This is a genomic window from Mycobacterium sp. 1245801.1 (assembly GCF_001673055.1).
Lineage (GTDB): Bacteria > Actinomycetota > Actinomycetes > Mycobacteriales > Mycobacteriaceae > Mycobacterium > Mycobacterium europaeum_A.
Map to the genome: position 1 here is coordinate 1 of NZ_LZKY01000128.1, position 17,572 is coordinate 17,572.

At 67.0% G+C, this 17,572-nt stretch carries 13 protein-coding genes; 6 read left to right on the forward strand and 7 right to left on the reverse strand.

Going from position 1 to position 17,572, the window contains the following annotated elements:
* Positions 1 to 37 precede the first annotated feature (37 nt).
* Positions 38 to 1,888 carry an ATP-binding cassette domain-containing protein gene (locus A5622_RS07475; RefSeq protein WP_369829222.1) on the forward strand — a complete coding sequence of 617 codons (1,851 nt, stop codon included), beginning with the start codon at positions 38 to 40 and terminating at the stop codon, positions 1,886 to 1,888.
* 112 nt (positions 1,889 to 2,000) lie between these two features.
* The gene (locus A5622_RS07480; RefSeq protein ID WP_066867180.1) at positions 2,001 to 3,953 is read left to right on the forward strand and encodes an acyl-CoA dehydrogenase; all 1,953 of its coding nucleotides are present in this window, start codon (positions 2,001 to 2,003) and stop codon (positions 3,951 to 3,953) included.
* A gap of 67 nt (positions 3,954 to 4,020) precedes the next feature.
* On the opposite strand, the gene A5622_RS07485 is transcribed toward A5622_RS07480, so the two are convergent.
* Positions 4,021 to 4,488 (reverse strand): LppP/LprE family lipoprotein, encoded by a 468-nt coding sequence (locus A5622_RS07485; RefSeq protein ID WP_066877640.1) that lies wholly within the window; start codon positions 4,486 to 4,488, stop codon positions 4,021 to 4,023.
* Positions 4,489 to 4,818: 330 nt separating this feature from the next.
* Between A5622_RS07485 and A5622_RS07490 the strand changes: the two genes are divergently transcribed.
* The 4 genes from A5622_RS07490 to A5622_RS07505 all read left to right on the forward strand — a co-directional run bounded on the left by A5622_RS07490 (position 4,819) and on the right by A5622_RS07505 (position 11,657).
* Positions 4,819 to 9,054 (forward strand): bifunctional nitrate reductase/sulfite reductase flavoprotein subunit alpha, encoded by a 4,236-nt coding sequence (locus A5622_RS07490; RefSeq protein ID WP_066877642.1) that lies wholly within the window; start codon positions 4,819 to 4,821, stop codon positions 9,052 to 9,054.
* Positions 9,055 to 9,196: 142 nt separating this feature from the next.
* Positions 9,197 to 9,433, forward strand: a complete 237-nt coding sequence (locus A5622_RS07495; RefSeq protein ID WP_197498129.1) for a hypothetical protein — start codon at positions 9,197 to 9,199, stop codon at positions 9,431 to 9,433.
* 213 nt (positions 9,434 to 9,646) lie between these two features.
* Positions 9,647 to 10,999: a rhodanese-like domain-containing protein gene (locus A5622_RS07500; RefSeq protein WP_066877644.1), complete on the forward strand. Its 1,353-nt coding sequence runs from the start codon at positions 9,647 to 9,649 to the stop codon at positions 10,997 to 10,999.
* 70 nt (positions 11,000 to 11,069) lie between these two features.
* On the forward strand, positions 11,070 to 11,657 hold the full coding sequence (locus A5622_RS07505; RefSeq protein WP_066877646.1) for a rhodanese-like domain-containing protein: 588 nt from the start codon (positions 11,070 to 11,072) through the stop codon (positions 11,655 to 11,657).
* Between the two features lie 10 nt (positions 11,658 to 11,667).
* On the opposite strand, the gene A5622_RS07510 is transcribed toward A5622_RS07505, so the two are convergent.
* The 6 genes from A5622_RS07510 to A5622_RS07535 are packed head-to-tail and all read right to left on the reverse strand — an operon-like array spanning position 11,668 to position 17,453.
* The gene (locus tag A5622_RS07510; protein WP_066877648.1) at positions 11,668 to 12,174 is read right to left on the reverse strand and encodes a CAP domain-containing protein; all 507 of its coding nucleotides are present in this window, start codon (positions 12,172 to 12,174) and stop codon (positions 11,668 to 11,670) included.
* Positions 12,175 to 12,188: 14 nt separating this feature from the next.
* The gene (locus tag A5622_RS07515; RefSeq protein WP_066877650.1) at positions 12,189 to 12,821 is read right to left on the reverse strand and encodes a hypothetical protein; all 633 of its coding nucleotides are present in this window, start codon (positions 12,819 to 12,821) and stop codon (positions 12,189 to 12,191) included.
* Positions 12,818 to 13,489, reverse strand: a complete 672-nt coding sequence (locus tag A5622_RS07520) for an Mce protein (RefSeq protein ID WP_156752876.1) — start codon at positions 13,487 to 13,489, stop codon at positions 12,818 to 12,820. Before A5622_RS07520 ends, A5622_RS07515 begins: the two co-directional genes overlap by 4 nt.
* Before the next feature lie 17 nt (positions 13,490 to 13,506).
* Positions 13,507 to 14,979, reverse strand: a complete 1,473-nt coding sequence (locus A5622_RS07525; protein WP_066877651.1) for an MCE family protein — start codon at positions 14,977 to 14,979, stop codon at positions 13,507 to 13,509.
* Positions 14,980 to 16,101, reverse strand: a complete 1,122-nt coding sequence (locus tag A5622_RS07530) for a virulence factor Mce family protein (protein WP_066877654.1) — start codon at positions 16,099 to 16,101, stop codon at positions 14,980 to 14,982.
* Positions 16,098 to 17,453, reverse strand: coding sequence for an MCE family protein (locus A5622_RS07535; protein WP_066877660.1), 1,356 nt, complete (start codon positions 17,451 to 17,453; stop codon positions 16,098 to 16,100). Before A5622_RS07535 ends, A5622_RS07530 begins: the two co-directional genes overlap by 4 nt.
* Positions 17,454 to 17,572: the final 119 nt, after the last annotated feature.

The window sequence follows — 17,572 nt, forward strand, 5'->3', positions numbered from 1 at the left end:
GCGCTCGCTTAAGTGTCTACCCCCGGCTCGGCCACCGATCCCGTTGGGAGCGGAGCGGCAGCAGGGCCCGAGCCTCATCGAGCGCATGGTGACCAGCAAGCTGCGTGCCCAGCGCCCCTCGTTCCGCACCGAGCAACCCGACGCCACCTATCGCCTGCCGCTGCAGACCGCGTCGCGCACCACCGGGGCGACCGCCTACCGGCTGGGCCTGACCGTCGACGGGCACGAGACGCTGTCCGGCATTTCGTTCACGGCCCGCCCCGGCACCATGACGGCGGTCATCGGACCGTCGGCCGCGCGTAATGCCGCGCTGCTGGCGCTGCTGGCCGGCGCCCGAACGCCCAGCGCGGGGCGCGTCACGGTGGATGGACACGATGTGCACGACGAACCGGAGGTCATGCGGACCCGAATCGGGGTGGTCCCGCGCGACAACCGCCTGCACCGCCAGCTCACCGTCGCGCAGGTCCTCGAATACGCCGCCGAGCTGCGGCTGCCGCCGGACACCTTGCCCGAGCAGCGCGACCGCGTGGTCAGCCAGGTCCTCGACGAGCTCGAGCTGACAGCCCACCGCGACACCCGAATCCGCAAACTCCCCGCCGAGGTGCGCCGGTGCGCGGCCCTGGCCGTCGAGCTCGTCACCCGGCCCAGCCTGCTCGTGGTGGACGAGCCCACCGCCGGACTGGACGCGGCGCAACAGCGCCACGTCATGGCGGTCCTGCGGCGCCAGGCCGATATCGGCTGCGCCGTGGTGGTCGCGATCTCGGCGCTCACGTCGCTCACCGACGTCAACGTCTGCGACCAGGTGTTGGTGCTGACCGGCACGGGCCAGGTGGCTTACCTGGGGACGCCCCTGCAGGTGGAATCCGCGCTGGGCACCTCCGACTGGAACAGGGTGCTCGCGCAGGTCGGCGCCGATCCCGAGGGAGCCCACCGCGCGTTTCGCACCCGAGCGCCCACGTCGGCGCCGACCACTGCGCCGGAAGTCGCGGCACCGTGGCCGCCGCCGCCCGCGGCGCCCAGGGCTCGGCAGATCCGGTTGCTGGCCCGGCGCGAGGTTCGCCTGCTCCTCGGCGACCGCAGCTACTTCGCGTTCCTGGCGGTCCTGCCGTTCGTCCTGGCCGGGCTGACGCTGCTGATTCCGGGTGATTCGGGACTGGCCAGGCCCGGCGCGGACAGCACCAACCCGCACGAGGCCATCGAGCTCCTGGCCGCCTTCAACGTCGCGGCGGTGATCATCGGCACGGCGCTGACCATCCGCGCGCTGGTGGGCGAACACCGCGTCTTCCGGCGCGAGCAGGAGGTCGGCCTGACGGCACCGGCGTACCTCACCGCCAAGATCACCGTGTACGGCCTGGCCGCGGCCCTCTGGACGGCCGTCGTGTTCGCGATCGTGATCGCGGTCAAGGGGGGACCGGGACGCAGCGCCGTCCTGCTGCACAACGCCACGGTCGAGCTCTACGTGGGCGTGGCCGTCACCGCGATCGTGTCGGCGGTCCTGGGCCTGGCGTTGTCGTCGCTGGGCAAGGCGCCGCGCGAGGTCCTGCCGCTGGTAGTGCCGGTGATCCTGGCGGCGGCGCTGTTCAACGGGAGCCTGGTGCAGCTGGTGAGCAGGTGGGGCCTGCAGCAGATCAGCTGGTTCGTCCCGGCCCAGTGGGGCTTCGCGGCCACGGCGTCCACCACGAACCTGCGCAGGGTCGATTCGCTGGCGGCCGACGCCGTGACCTGGACGCACTACAGCGGCTGGTGGGTGTTCGACATGGGGATGCTCGTGCTGTTCGGCATGCTCGCGGCCGGATTCACGCTGTATCGGCTGCGGTCACCGCTGGGCGAACGCCGCCACCCGCCCCCCGACCGCGAACCGCAGGAAGCCCCTCGCCGCCAAGGCTGAGCCGGGTGGGCGGCCGGGTGCCGCGGGTCGGCGGCCGTCGCGAGAATGCGCTCGGCGACATGAACTGTCAGCGTTGTTCGCCGCGACGGGAACCGCCCATTACTGTCGGCTTATGGCGCCTGAAACGACTAGCACTGCCGACTATCTGCGCAACGCACTGGACGGGCGTTGGCGTGATGTGAGAAACCGGATGCGGGCCACGCTCACCGAGGACCTGTTCCGGCCGCACTACACGCCGAACACCGTGATCGCCCGCACCAAGGTGGCGGAGCAGATGCGGATCATGGCGGCGTTCGGCGCGGCCGCCGACAGTTTCCGCAAGGAACACGGCGGCACCGGTGACGTGGGGGCGGCGATCACCATGATCGAGATGCTGGCCATGTCGGACCTGTCGCTGATGGTGAAGGCCGGGGTGCAGTGGGGCCTGTTCGGCGGTGCCGTGGAGAACCTGGGCACCGAGCGCCACCACGAGCTCTACGTGCCCAAGATCATCAGCCTCGAGTTGCGCGGCTGTTTCGCCATGACCGAGACCGGACATGGCAGCGACGTGCAGTCGCTGGAGACCACCGCGACCTACGACCCCGAGACCGAAGAGTTCATCATCGACTCCGCCACCCCCTCGGCGCGTAAGGACTACATCGGCGGCGCCGCCGAAACCGCAACCATGGCGGCGGTTTTCGCGCAACTGATCACCCACGAGGACGGGAAGCCGGTCAATCACGGCGTGCACTGCGTGCTGGTTCCGATCCGCGACGAGGACGGCAACGATCTGCCGGGCATCACCACCTCGGACTGCGAATACAAGGGCGGACTGCCCGGTGTCGACAACGGGCGCATCGTGTTCGACCATGTCCGGGTCCCGCGGGTCAACCTGTTGAACAAGTACGGCGACGTCGCGGCCGACGGCACCTACAGTTCGCCGATCGACAACCCGAATCGCCGCTTCTTCACCATGCTGGGCACCCTGGTCCGCGGCCGGATCACCGTCGGTGGCAGCGCCGGCGCCGCCGGCCGGGTGGCCCTGGACATCGCCACCCGATATGCCTTGCAGCGCAGGCAGTTCACCGCACCCGACGACGGTTCCGAAGTGCTGATCATGGACTATCTGGTGCATCAGCGGCGACTGTTTCCGTTGATCGCCAAGTCGTACGCGTTGCAGTTCGCGCAGAACGAACTGGTCGGCAAATGTCATGACGTGCAGAGCGCCGACGCACCCGACGCCGACGAGCAACGCGAACTCGAAGCGCGCGCCGCCGGCCTGAAGGCGGCCAATACCTGGCATGCGAGCCGGGCCATCCAGGAGGCCCGCGAAGCGTGTGGCGGCGCGGGCTACATGGCCGAGAACAGACTGATCGGGCTGCGCGGCGACACAGACGTTTTCACCACCTTCGAGGGCGATAACCACGTGCTGACCCAATTGGTGGCCAAGGAACTGCTCACGGCCTACGCCGACGACATCAAGAGCATGAGTCCGGTCGAATGGGTGCGCTTCGCGGCCAGCACGGTGGGTGAACGCGTCGTCAAACGCACTGCGGCAGAGGCGATCATCCAAACCATCGTGGACGCCCGCCAAGACAGCGAGGAAGAGGGCAGCCTGTTCAACCGCGGCACGCAGATCACGATGTTCGAGGATCGCGAGGAGTATCTGCTGGCATCGGTGGCCCGCCGGCTGCAGGCCAAATCCAAAGAGATGTCGGCCTTCGACGCATTCAACTCCGTGCAGGATCACGTGTTGCACGCGGCCAGCGCGCACATCGACCGGGTCATCTTGGAGGCGTTTGTCGCCGGAATAGACGCGTGCCCCGACGAGAAGGCCCGCGAAATACTCGGCATCCTGTGCGACCTGTACGCACTGTCGGTCATCGAGGATGACAAGGCGTGGTACATCGAACACCGCTACCTGTCCACCGAACGCGCGAAGGCGGTCACCCGGGGTATCAACGACCGGTGCCGCGCGCTGCGCCCGCACGCCGAGACGCTGGTCGACGGGTTCGGCATCCCGGAGCGGCTGCGTTATGTCGAGATGCTGCACCCGGAGAACCTGGAAGAGGCCCTCACGAGCTGAGCGGCCGACCGCCGATCACCGGCCGCCGCGACGTCGGCAGGGACGGGAAAGTCATTGGCGGCAAACGCTATTGATTCGGAACCTTGCCCAGCGTTTGCAACTTGCCGTCCGGGCCGATCCGGAACTTGACCGTTCCGATCCCGGTCGGACAGCACAGCTGGTCATTCCCCTTCTGCCACTGGTATTGAACGGTGACGGTGTCATCCGAGGGCGGTAGCACCGTCGTGTACGGCTTTGGGTTCGGGGTGGGGCTACCCAGCGGCCTGTTGTGGTCGAAGAAGAGCAGTTGCTGCGGGCTGGATTCGCTGGCGATCGTCGGGATGATCTGCACCCAATACAACCGGCAGTTTCGGGTGTGCCCGCGGCCCATCTCGACCCAGATGGTGCCGGGGATGGCGATGGGAACGGCGGTGATCGCCTGGTGCACCGTGTCGGCCGTCGGCCCGTCGGAGTCCTTGCAGGTGTCGGGCCGGGCCTGGGGCGGCGCGGTCGGCTTCCAGCCGCAGCCGGAGGCCAGCAAAACCAGACAGATCACAATGAGCCGACGCACGCGGTGAGCTTAGCGAAGACTGTGAATGTCCCATCGGTTTGGTCAAAAACCCCCTTCTGAGAAGCGTTTCGCGGGCAGTCCTGCGTAACCTCAAGCGGGACGGCCGGTCAGCGGTGACCTGCGGTAACGCCTTCCACGGCCGCGAATTCCCCGGCGATTTCACATCGGCGCGCCAGCCGCTGAGAGGAAGAAGTAAACCGGGGGAAATTTCGGGCAGCGATGCCGAAACATGCCTGCTCCACAATGAACTGACCCGAGACAGAGCTAACTCGTGCGCACTCGAACCGAAGGGACGTAAGCGTGACCAGGGAGTCCATGGCGCCTGAGAACGCCGTGAACACCATGTGCGCTTACTGCGGTGTCGGATGCGGGATGGTGTTGCAGGTCACAACGGACCCGAAAACGGGCCGCGATCACGTCGCCAAGTCGGTTGGGAGCAAAGCGCATCCGGCCAACTTCGGCCGGTTGTGCACCAAGGGCGCCACCACCGCGGACATGCTCGGCGCGCCGGGCCGGATGGACTCGGCCCATGTGCGGGCCGACCGCGGTGAGCCACTCGAGCCCGTCGACATGGATCGGGCGATCACCCAGTGTGCGAACCGGTTACGCGCGATCATCGACGAACACGGTCCGGACGCCTTCGCGATGTACGTGTCCGGCCAGATGTCCATCGAGGCGCAGTACCTGGCGAACAAGCTCACCAAGGGCTTCATCGGCACCAACCAGATCGAGTCGAACTCGCGACTGTGCATGGCCAGCGCCGGTTCCGGTTACAAACTCTCGCTCGGCGCGGACGGACCACCCGGGTCATACCAGGACTTCGACCGTGCCGACGTCTTCTTCGTCATCGGCGCGAACATGGCCGACTGCCATCCCATCCTGTTCTTGCGGATGATGGACCGGGTCAAGGCGGGCGCGAAGCTGATCGTCGTCGACCCGCGCCGCACCGCGACCGCCGAGAAGGCCGATCTGTACCTACAGATCGCGCCGGGATCGGATCTGGCGCTGCTCAACGGGCTACTGCACCTGATCGTCGAGAACGGCCACACGGACCCCGATTTCATCGCCGAATTCACCGAGGGCTGGGAGGTGATGCCCGGCTTCCTGGAGCAGTACACGCCCGACATGGTCAGCGCCGTGACCGGCATCCCGGAAGCGGACATCCGCAAAGCGGCTCAGATGATCGGCGAGGCCGACAATTTCATGAGCTGCTGGACCATGGGCCTCAACCAGAGCACCCATGGCACCTGGAACACCAACGCCATCTGCAACCTGCACCTGGCCACCGGCGCGATCTGCAAGCCGGGCAGCGGCCCCTTCTCCCTCACCGGCCAGCCCAACGCCATGGGCGGTCGCGAGATGGGTTACATGGGGCCGGGTTTGCCCGGTCAGCGTTCGGTGCTATCGGACGAGGATCGTGAGTTCGTCGAAAAGCTTTGGGGCCTGCCCCGCGGAACGCTGCGCACCGAGGTCGGCGGCGGCACCATCGACATGTTCTCCCGGATGGCCGACGGGCAGATCAAGGCCTGCTGGATCATCTGCACGAATCCCGTTGCCTCCGTTGCCAATCGTAAGACGGTGCTGGCCGGACTGGAACGCGCCGAGTTGGTGGTGGCCCAGGACGCGTTCCTGGAGACCGAGACCACCGAATACGCCGATGTGCTGTTGCCGGCGACCCTGTGGACGGAGTCCGAAGGGGTCATGGTCAATTCCGAGCGCAACATGACGCTGTTCCAGCCAGCGGTCCAGGCGCCGGGCCACGCGCTGCCGGACTGGCAGATCATCGCCCGGATCGCCTGCGAGATGGGCTTTTCGGAGGCGTTCAGTTACACCTGCGCCGAGGAAGTCTTCGAAGAAATCAAGCGGTTCTCCAACCCGAAGACCGGGTACGACCTGCGCGGTGTCAGCTATGAGCGGCTGCGCCAGAGCCCGCTGCAGTGGCCGTGCGCTCCACAGGGCGGGGGCGACCGCAACCCGATCCGCTACCTCAATGACGGCGTCAGCCAGACGCGGCTGGTCCGCGAGGACGGCAGCGTGCCGCGGTTGGCCTTCCCGACGCCGACGGGCCGGGCGGTGTTCTTCGCCCGCCCGCACCTGCCGCCCGACGAAATGCCCGACGACGACTACCCGTTCCTGCTGAACACCGGTCGCCTGCCTCACCAATGGCACACCATGACCAAGACCGGCAAGGTCGCCAAACTCAACAAACTCAATCCGGGGCCGTTCGTCGAGATCCACCCCGACGACGCCGCCCGCCTGCACATCGTCGACGACGATCAGATCGAGATCGCGTCCCGGCGCGGCCGCGCCGTGCTGCCCGCTGTCGTCAGTGACCGGGTGCGGCCCGGCAACTGCTTCGCGCCGTTCCACTGGAACGACGCCTTCGGCGAATACCTGTCCATCAACGCCGTCACCAACGACGCCGTCGATCCCATCTCGAGCCAACCGGAATTCAAGGCGTGCGCGGTCACGCTGACGAAGGTCGCCGTCGCGCAACCCGATCCCGGTACCGAGATGCCGGCGGTCCCCGACACACCGGCATCCGCACCCACGGAGGTACGAGAAATCAGCGTGTCACAAGTCGACGCACTCGGCGAATTGCTGGGTGTGACAACGCAAGCCAAGCCGGAATTCAACGAGCTCGGCCGCTCGTATCTGGCCGGCATGCTCTCCGGGCTTCGCTCTGACGCCGGTCGCCGCACCGCCGGTGTGCCTACCCTGCCGCCGAGCGCGCCGTTCGATGCCGGCACCCGGCTGTGGGTGGACGGCCTTCTGGCCGGATTGTTCTCGCGCGTCGACGGACCGGGGGGCCTGGCCGAGGCACCGCCGACCGCCCCGGCGCCGGCCGTCGAGCAACCGCCCGCCACGCCCGCCGACACCAAGCCCGCCGCCGAGCGCGCGCCCGTCGTGGTGCTGTGGGCATCGCAGACCGGCAACGCCGAGGAGCTCGCCGGCGAGATCGCCGCCCGGTTGGGCGCCGCGGAACTCCCGGTCGCGCTGCACAGCATGGATGACTTCCCGCCGGCGCAATTGACGACGACGCGGGAGGTGCTGTTCGTCACCAGCACCACCGGCGACGGTGACGCGCCCGACAACGGCGCCGGCCTCTGGCGAGCGCTGACATCCGAGGGCGCACCGCGATTCACCAACCTCCGCTACGCCGTGCTGGCGCTGGGCGACTCCAACTACGACGATTTCTGCGGCCACGGCCGCAAGCTGGACGCCCGCCTCGCCGAGCTCGGCGCCACCCGCATCACCGACCGGGTGGACTGCGAACCCGACTACGACGACACCGCGGCGAAGTGGGTGGGCGACGTCATCGAGGCCCTGACCCGGACGCCCACCTCGGTCGGCGGGGACGGAAGTGTGACGGCGCCGGCCCGCACGTCCACCGTTGCCGCGCCGTCTCGCCCCGGCGCGCCCGCCGCCGGCGCCTACAGCAAGAAGCATCCGCTGATCACCGGCATGGTCCGCAACACCGTGTTGAGCCGACCGGAATCGACGAAAGACGTGCGGCACCTGGTTTTCGACATGCCGGAGGAATCCGTGACCTACGAGGCCGGTGACGCGCTCGGCGTGTGGCCGCGCAACAGCGACGCGCTGGTCGACGAGTGGCTGTCGGTCACCGGACTGAACGGGCAGACCCCGGTCGAGGTCGGCGAGCACGGCCTGATGTCGTTGCGCTCCGCGCTCACCGAGCGCATCGAGATCGCCCACATCAGCCGGGATCTGGTGCGCTTCGTGCAGGAGCGCACCGGTGACCCCACACTCGCGGAGCTGCTGAAGCCGGAAAACAAACGCGCACTGGCGGATTGGACGTGGGGTCGCCAGTCCATCGATCTGCTGGCCAAGCTGCCCGTCTCCGCGTCGGCCCACGAGTGGCTGCGGGTCCTCAAACGCCTTCAGCCGCGGCTGTATTCGATCTCGTCGAGCCCCAAGGAGTGCCCGGGCGAAGTCCACCTGACCGTCTCCCCGGTGCGCTACAACTTCCAGGGCGTCGCACGCCGTGGGGTGTGTTCGACCTACCTCGCCGACCGCTCCCCCGGCGACCGCGTCGCCGTGTATCTGCAGCAGTCCAGCAATTTCCGGCCGCCGAGTGAGTCGGACACCCCGATGATCATGATCGGGCCCGGGACGGGGATCGCGCCGTTCCGCGGCTTCCTGCAGGAACGGCGCGCACTCGGCCACACCGGCCCCAACTGGCTGTTCTTCGGCGAGCAGCACGCCGCCACCGACTTCTACTACCGCGACGAACTCGAGCAGATGCGTGACGACGGGTTCCTCACCGAGTTGGACTTGGCGTTCTCCCGCGATCAGCAGCAGAAGGTCTACGTGCAGCACCTGATGCGCAAACGCGGGGCGCAGCTGTGGAGCTGGTTGCAGGACGGCGCCCAGCTCTACGTCTGCGGCACCGCGGATCCCATGGCCAAGGACGTCGACCGGGCACTCTGCGAGATCGCCGCCGAATTCGGCAAGCTCGAGCCGGAAGCGGCGAAGGACTACGTCCAGTCGCTGAGCGCCGACAAGCGCTACCACCGCGACGTCTACTGACGCCGATCCGCCACCCGTAACACAGCGGAAACATCGCGCGCCTACCGCCGAAACTTCGGCGTCGCACGATGCACTCGTAAGGTCGCGCGCCTGAAGGAGTGACGTCATCGTGGCTCGGGAGTGTGATGGACCCGATCGGGTCATCAAGAACGGCTGCCCGCTGCAGTGCCGGCTCAGGTACGGCGACGAACCCGCCAGTGACCAGGTCGATTGGGCGGGCCTGCCCATCAATCTCGACTTCGCGTTCTCGCGGGATCAACGCGACAAGGTCTACGCGCAGCATCTGCTGCGCAGGCGCGGTACCCAGTTCGGTCCGTGGCGCCACGGCGGGTACGTGTGCGTCTGCGACATGGCCGACGAATCCCTCACCGGCGGTTAGCGACACACCCGACGGGTGTGCGGAGCGGGCCAGCGCAAAAATCACCGTGGTTGAAACGCTGCGATGCTTCCGCGACCGCAAGGTTCGCCCGCGCTGAGCTGCGCTAAACCGGCCATTGACGTGGTGAGCGCGGGTTTCACACGGGTTCCGGCCGCGGCCAACGCCGGCTCGACTTGCGCCGCCAATCCGCTTTCGGGGTACTAGAAAACGATGGTGGACGTGACGATCATCGAGACCTCAGGTCTGGGCGACCGCAGCTATCTCATCAGCGACGGCACGGTCGCCGTCGCCGTCGATCCGCAACGAGACATCGACCGGGTGCTCGAGCTGACGGGAGACCTGCGCATCACCCACGTGCTGGAGACCCACATCCACAACGACTACGTGACCGGCGGGCTGGCACTGGCCCAAGCGACCGGCGCCCAATACGTCGTTCCCGCAGGCGAAGACGTCGACTTCGACCGCCACGCGGTCGGGGACGGCGACCGGATCGACACCGGCGAAATTCATGTGGAAGTGCTGCTCACACCCGGACACACCCACCATCACGTCAGCTACGTGCTGCGTGACGATTCCGGCGAGGCCGTCGGCGTCTTCACGGGCGGATCGCTGCTGTTCGGCAGCACTGGCAGGACAGACCTGGTCGGCGACGACCACACCGAGGAACTGGCCCGGCTGCAATATCATTCGGTCCGGCGCCTCGCCGATGAGCTGCCTTCGGAAACCGCGATCTATCCCACCCACGGATTCGGCAGCTTCTGTTCGGCCACGCCACCCGACGGTGACGCCTCCACCATCGGCGAACAACGCCGCAGCAACCCGGCGCTGACCCAGGACGAACAGCAATACGTCGACGAGCTGCTGGAAGGACTTTCGGCGTTTCCCGCCTACTACGCACACATGGGTGTGATCAACAGGGCGGGCCCCGAAGCGGCGGACCTGTCGCCGCCCGAACCGGTTGACGCACACCAACTTCGCCACCGCATCGACGCCGGCGAGTGGGTGGTCGACCTGCGCAACCGCACGGCATTCGCGGCGGGGCATCTGGCCGGCACCTATGGGTTCGAGCTGTCGGGCTCGTTCGTGAACTACCTCGGGTGGTTGTACCGCTGGGGCGCACCACTGACGTTGATCGGTGAGGATGCCCAGCAGGTCGCCGACGCTCAGCGCGAACTCGCCCGCATCGGCGTCGATCGCCTCACCGGCAGTGCCACCGGCGATATACGCGCGCTGGCCGACGGCACGCCGCTGCGCAGCTACCGGGTCGCGTCCTTCAAGGACCTCGTCGATGTGCTCGACGACGATGCGGTCACCGTCGTCGACGTTCGCCAGCCACACGAATTCGACAGCGGCCACGTGCGCGATGCGGTCAACATTGCGGTGCACGAGCTACCGGAACGCCTCGGCGAACTTCCCCAGGACCGCGAACTGTGGGTCCACTGCGCCAGCGGCTACCGGGCGTCGATCGCCGCGGCGCTGCTCGATCGACATCAACGCCGCGTCGTGCTGATCGACGACGACTACGACAACGCGGAAAAACTCGACATCACCTCAGGTTCAACGTGATCGAAAAGGCAGGCTAGCACCGCGATAGCGGGTAGTGACCAATTGAGGAGCCCACAACGGGAGGAATCACATGAGCGCACCGACCGCCGACGCCATCACTTCGGCCGAGCTACGCAAGCAACTCGAGTCTTCGCCCGCCCCACGCATCGTCGACGTGCGGACCCCCGCGGAGTTCGAAACGTCCCACATCTCCGGGTCCTACAACGTGCCCCTGGACGTACTGGACGAACACACCCGTGAGGTCGCCCAGCTCTTGAACGGGGACGACGAGGTCGTCCTGGTATGCCGGTCGGGACAACGCTCCACCAAAGCCCAAACGCTGTTGCGGAACGCCGGTTTGACCGGCGGGCGCGTCCTCGAGAACGGAATCATCGACTGGGAGGGGCAAGGCTTCGCCGTCGACCGCGGCGCCCAGCGGTGGGATCTGGAACGGCAGGTGCGCCTCGTCGCCGGGTCGGTCGTGTTGTCGTCCGTGCTGGGCAGTGTCGCGCTCCCCCGGCTCAAATGGGTGGCGGCCGCGATCGGTGGCGGGCTGACTTTCGCCGCGCTGACCAATACGTGCGCGATGGCCACGGCCCTGTCCAAGCTGCCCTACAACCGCGGCGCCACAACCGATCCCGAAACGGTTTTGTCGGCGCTCAATACCGCCGCGCGCTAGACGCTGAGGCCTACCGCTTGGGCGGGTCGGGCTGCCCATACACCGCCACCACCACGGTGCGGTCCATGCTGTTGTCCGACCACACCCCGATGGTGTTGTTGGCGCAGTCGCGGATGATCGCCATATCGTCCGGGTTGTAATACCACTGGTTGACCAGTTCCAGGCTGCTGATCGCGATGGCCGGGTTGATCGCCACGGTCTCGGCGGCCCGGCCGCGGAAGCCGGCGGCGTTGGCGCGGTCCTGCGGCGTGGATCCGTCCGAGCCTATGTCGCCGTTGATGTTTCGGTTGTTGATCATGTCATCGGCGTGCCATTCGGCGGCCAGCGTGAGGGCGTTGTTCCTGACGACGTCGTTGGTGCAGCCCGCCTGGTGCTGCATTGTGTAGACGGCCGACACCACCGCGCTGTTGAGCCGCTTGTTGTCGGCGTGCGCGGCCGGGGCCGCCACAGTGGCTGTCCCCAACAGCACCACGCCGACGGGCAGCACCCGGGCGCAACGGCGTACCGATACTTCCATCACGATTCCTCGGGTCACACCGGGTCGAAGCGCGAAACCAGCCATCGGCCGTTGACCTTGTCCAGGGTCATCCGCACGACGGGCTGGGTGTCGGTGGGGGCGCCCGCACCGATGGTCACGGTCTGGTCGACATACACCAGCGCCACGGCATGGGTTTCAGATGCCGAAACCGACGCCGCCGCATTGACTTTGGCGACCGACGAGATGTGCTTCTCCTTCGCACCGGGAACGACGACCTGGCGCGTCAGCTCGCCGTAGGCGTCCTTGAACTCACCGGTCAGCCGCTCGCGCGCCGCGGCGAGGTCCTTGTCCACCGTGTCGGCGTGATAGGACAACAACGCGATGGCGTCTTCGCGGGCGGCCTGCACCGATTCGGTCCGGGCCCGGGCAAGATCATCGGCCGCCCCGGCCGACCACTTGAGGTAGCCCGCGCCGAGCGCCAACACCAACGCGAGGCCGGGCAATACGCCGTAGGCGAACGCCTGCGGCCACCCGATGCGTCGCCTGGTCCGCTCGGCCTTCGGTTGCGCCTCGGTGGACGGTTCTTCCGGCTCGGTGACCTCCGATTCCTGGTGTGCGTCTTTGGTTGCCGGGTCCAGTTCCTCGTCGGCCGTATCGACTTTCACGTCCTCGTTCAGTGTCGTCATGGCACGAACACCACATTGGAGACCTTGGCGTCATCGCCGACCGATCGGACCTCGATGCGCATGCGCCATTCCCGGGGCGCCTCTTCACCGCCGGCGGTGCGCGACTTCACCGCGACCGCCACCAGCACCTGGGCGGAGTCGCCGCGCTGGGATTCCAGTCCGGCATCGGTGACCGTCCCTTCCGATTTCGACTGTGCGGCCTTGACGACCTCCTCGAACGGCTTGGCCCGCTGTTCGAAGTCGTCGCGGAATGCGCCGGTGGCCAGGTCGAGGATGCGCTGCACGTCGGCGTCGACCTGGGTGTAGTTGATCGTGGTGAGGTTCACCGCGCCCTGCCGGGCCGTCGCAACGTACAGGTTCTGCCGGGCCTGCGCCTCGTGCTTCTGGTAGGCCCGATATCCGAGCCAACCACTCAGGCCGGCCAGTGCGGCCACGATGACGGCGCTGGCCACCAACGCCGTCCCGACGCGCGACAGCCGCCGCCGCTGGAGACGCTCGCGCCACCGCGCGAGCCGGCCCGCGGCCGGACTCTCATCACCGTCGGCGTCTTCGGCGTGCAGCTTTTCAGCCTGCTCGGTTTCGGCGGCGTCGAGGTCCTCGGCGACGTCGATTGCCGTTGGCTCGTCAACGGTTTCCTCCGTCGTAGAGATTTCGGGTTTGTCCGCCATGGTGCTCCTTAAAACTGTCAGGGTTGCGGGACAAGTAGTTGTTGCCAGTTCTTGGCACGCGGGTGGGCCAGGTCCGATTGGGTATAGCGGCGGCCGTCTGGCCCGATGTAGTCGCCGGTGGCCGGGTCATAGGTCGCGACGGCGGGCGGCGGGGGCGGCGTCGGCGCCGCGGCGGTGCCACGCGGTGGTGGCAGTCGCGGGTCCTGCCCCGGCGGGTAAAGCGGCACGCCCTGGCCGGTCGTGGTGGCGTTCGGGTCGCCCTTCCAGTTGTAGCCGTCGTTGAGCGGCACGTACTCCTCGTCGCTTTCACACAGCTCTATCGTGGGCGCTCTCTTCCACGGCTTGCTCTCGCACGGAATGTTGCGCACCCCACGGACATTGAACTCCGAGTCCTGCGGCACCCGGCAGAACAGGTCCGCGGCCGGCCGGTCCGGCGCGTCGACGCTGGCCGGTGAGCGGCGTTGCTGCGGCGGCAGATAACCGGTGGTGCACGGTGGCGGCAGGTTGAGGTTCAGGTTGAAGTCCAGCTGGGCACCCCGGTACTCCTGCTTAGTGTTAGAGCTGGGCACGATGATGGCCGCCATGGCCGCGATGCCCTGCGGGAGCAGGACCAGGAGTTGCTCAATGTCATGGCGGTAGACGACGGCGATGTCGCCCAGGCTCACCAGATTGGCGAACAGCACCGGCAACGCCGGCGCCACCCGGTCCAGCATCGCGCGCCCCTCCTCGACGCCGGAAGTGCCCTGTGTCAACAGGTCTCGTACCGCGGCGTCCTGGGCCTTGAATTGCGCCATGATGGCCGCGGTGTGGCCGGACCACGTGGCGATCGCCTCGGATGTCTGCACCTGCGAATTGAGTACCGCCGGCGACTGGTCGATGAGGGCGGCAAGCGGGTCGACGGTGCGACCCCCGGCGATGGCCAACGCGGTCGAGCCGTCGACGATGCGGGACAGCTCCGGACCGAGGCCGCCGACCGCCCGATTGGTCTCGTCGATCACCGTGCGCAGGTTATCGCGTGGAATCGCTTGCAGCGCACGGTTGGTCAGGTCGAGCAGGTGCCCGATGTCGACGGGAACGTCGACGTGTCCGGCGGTGATGACGTCGCCGTCTCGCAACGTGTGGGAACCATCGCCGTCCTTGCCGGGGGTCAGTTCGATGTACTGCTCGCCGATCGCGGATCGGCTGTGCACCGACGCCTGCACGTCGGAGGGCACCTTGACTCCCGATCGCATGGCCAGGACCGCGCGCACCCCGGTGGCGGTGACGTCGACCGACTTGACCTGTCCCACGTCGGTGCCGCGGTAGGTGACGACCGACGTCTCGTAGAGACCACCCGATTGCGGCAGATCGACGGTGACCTTGTACTCCCCGATCCCGAACAACGTGGCAGGCAGCTTCATGAAGTTGAATGCCATTGCGCCACAGGAGACGACGGTCACCAGCGTCAGGATTGACAACTGGATCCACGTCCGGCGATTCAACCGAAGCATTCAGTATCCCCCGAAATGGTACGGATAGGTCAGCGGGTTACCCCCGGTGACCGGGCTCGGCTGCATGCCGATGGTGCGACCCCACTGCAGTTCGAGCTGGGTGAGGTTGCCTTCCCAGCGCGAGCCGGTGAACAACCCTTGGTCGATGCGGCTCAACGTCAGATCGACGATCAGGGTGAGGTTGGCGTAGTCGCCGCGGAACCAGTTCCGCACGGTGGATGCCGGCCACGGGTAGGTCGCCAGGCCGTCCAGACCCTTGGTGAGGGAGGGGCCGGCATCGGCGAGCGAGCGCAGCACCGGCGCGATGTTGCGCAGGTTGTTCACCAGCGATTCCCTGCTCTGGTGGATGGTGTCGGCGGCGATCGCGCTGAATTTGCCGACCTGATCGATCGTGTCGGCGATCTTGGTGCGCTCCTTGGCCAGAACGTCCAGCGCCTTGGGCACCGACGTCAAGGCCTTGTCCACGACCGTGTCGTTCGCGGCAACCTGGCCGACCAGAGAGTTGAGATTCTCTGCGGCGGAGATGATGTCGTCGGTCTGATCATTGGTGCGCGCGATGAACTCATCGATCTGGTTGAGCAGGCTGCGCATGTCGTTCTCGCGGCCGGCGAACGCCCTGGCGACCGCCTGCGTGATTTCCTGCAGCTGGCCGATGCCCCCACCGTTCAACAGGATCGACACCGACGCCAGCGTCTGCTCGGTGGTGGGATACAGGCTCGCGCGCGACAACGGGATCACCGACCCGGCCTTGAGTTGGCCTACCGGCGCTTCACCTTTGGGCGGCGCGAGTTCGATATGCATCGAACCGAGCAGGCTGGTCTGCCCGAGCTTCGCGGTCGAATTGGCCGGCAGGTGCACGTCGCCATTGATCCGCATGGTGACCAGGGCATGCCAATCCTGCAGCTCGATCTTGGTGACGTTGCCGACGTTCACGTCGTCCACCCGGACCCGGGTGTTCTCCTGGATGGTGACCACATCGGGCATCTGCGCCTGGATCGTGTACGAGCCCGGCCCCCCGCCGGCGGTACCGGGCAGCCTGAAGGAGTTCAGGCCGCGCCAACCACACGCCGACAGGGTGACCACGCATATCAGCCCCAGGACCGCGGCCCCAGCGCGCCTCATGAGGGCCCCGTCGGCAGCATCAGGTTCTGTAGCACCTCGATCGAACTGGTCGTGTTCGACGGCGGCGCGGGCGGGGCCTCGGTCGGCGGCGGCTGGTCGGCCGGCGCCGGCTGCTCGGGAGGCGGCGCAGGCGCGCCATCCGGCGGCGCGGGCGCCTCAGGCGGGGGCGGCGGCGTGTACCCGGGCCGCAGCCAGTCCTCGCTGTAGGTGATCTCGCTGGGCCGCGCCTGCGTCCCGACGAACGGGTTAATTCCCGCCGGAATGTAGTTGTAGATACGGTTTTTGATGATCGGGTTGAGGTACTGCAGGCACAGCTTCGATACCCGCGCCAGGCGCGCCCGCGACGCCGCCTCGATCGAGCTGCAGATGAACTGCGGGATGTCGGCGAAGTTGTTCAGGGCCAGGATGCCGGTCATCGCGCTCTGGGCCGGCTGGTAGATGTTCAAGAAGTTCTGAAACACCGTCGGGGCGATGTGCAGGATCTGCTTGATATCGCCGCGGCTGTCGTTGAGCGCCGTGGTGATGGAGCCCAATCGGTCGAAGGTGACGCCCGCCGCTTCGCGGTTCTCGGCCAGAAAATCACGCACGTCCGTGAGCGCGCCGTCCAGCGACTTCAACGCGTTGCCGACTTCGTTGGGGGTGTTGGACAGCAGCGTCGTCACGCCGGCCAGGTTCTGGTTGAACGAGGCCAGCAGATCGCTGCTCGAGTACAGCGCGGACACCAGCAGTTGCAGGTTACGCACCGTGCTGAAGATGTCGTCGGCGTGATCGCCGAGCGCCGAGATCGCCTCGGAAAGCTTGAGCACGGTGTCGCGGGCGGTGTCGCCCTGGCCGCGCACGTTGTCCGCCGCCGAGTCGATGAACTCGCCGACGGAGTTGACCCCGCCCGGGCTGGTGGGCTGCAGGGCGTCGGTGAGTTTCTCCAGCTGCTTGCGGAAGTCATCCCATTCGACGGGAACCGCGGTGCGGCTCAGGGGAATCGAGGCGCCGGCGCTCAGCTTCGGGCCGCCGGAGTACGCCGGGACGAGCTGGACAGCCCGCGATGTCACTAGCGATGGCGACAGGATCGCAGCGCGAGCATCCGCGGGGATCGAAAACTGCTTGTCGACGGAGAACGTCACCTTGGAACTGCCGGGCTGGGGCTCGATCTTATCGACCACGCCCACGGCGACGCCGAGGATGCGAATCTCGTCGCCCACGAACAGACCATTGGCCTCGGTGAAATAAGCCGAGTACGTATTCTTTTCGACGTCTTTCCACAGCTTGTTGCCGACCACGAACGACGCCACGACCAGCGTCAGGATCAGGGTGGCGGCGGTTGCCTTCTGTAGGGTGCCCCGACTGATGTTCATGGCGAATCGAAATCGTGGGGCGAGGGCGGCGGAATAGTCCGGATGGGCGGGGAACGTGATGATTTCGGCGCCCTCGTCGTCGGTGGCGAACGGCACCATGGTCAGTTCGAATGGCTCGA

What these genes read in the sequence shown, in the direction of transcription:
- A5622_RS07480 (WP_066867180.1), top strand. Translation starts at nt 2,001, where the DNA reads ATGGCGCCTGAAACGACTAGCACTGCCGACTATCTGCGCAACGCACTG.
- A5622_RS07490 (WP_066877642.1), top strand. Translation starts at nt 4,819, where the DNA reads ATGGCGCCTGAGAACGCCGTGAACACCATGTGCGCTTACTGCGGTGTC.
- A5622_RS07505 (WP_066877646.1), top strand. Translation starts at nt 11,070, where the DNA reads ATGAGCGCACCGACCGCCGACGCCATCACTTCGGCCGAGCTACGCAAG.
- A5622_RS07510 (WP_066877648.1), bottom strand. Translation starts at nt 12,174, where the DNA reads ATGGAAGTATCGGTACGCCGTTGCGCCCGGGTGCTGCCCGTCGGCGTG.
- A5622_RS07515 (WP_066877650.1), bottom strand. Translation starts at nt 12,821, where the DNA reads ATGACGACACTGAACGAGGACGTGAAAGTCGATACGGCCGACGAGGAA.
- A5622_RS07520 (WP_156752876.1), bottom strand. Translation starts at nt 13,489, where the DNA reads ATGGCGGACAAACCCGAAATCTCTACGACGGAGGAAACCGTTGACGAG.
- A5622_RS07525 (WP_066877651.1), bottom strand. Translation starts at nt 14,979, where the DNA reads ATGCTTCGGTTGAATCGCCGGACGTGGATCCAGTTGTCAATCCTGACG.
- A5622_RS07530 (WP_066877654.1), bottom strand. Translation starts at nt 16,101, where the DNA reads ATGAGGCGCGCTGGGGCCGCGGTCCTGGGGCTGATATGCGTGGTCACC.
- A5622_RS07535 (WP_066877660.1), bottom strand. Translation starts at nt 17,453, where the DNA reads ATGAACATCAGTCGGGGCACCCTACAGAAGGCAACCGCCGCCACCCTG.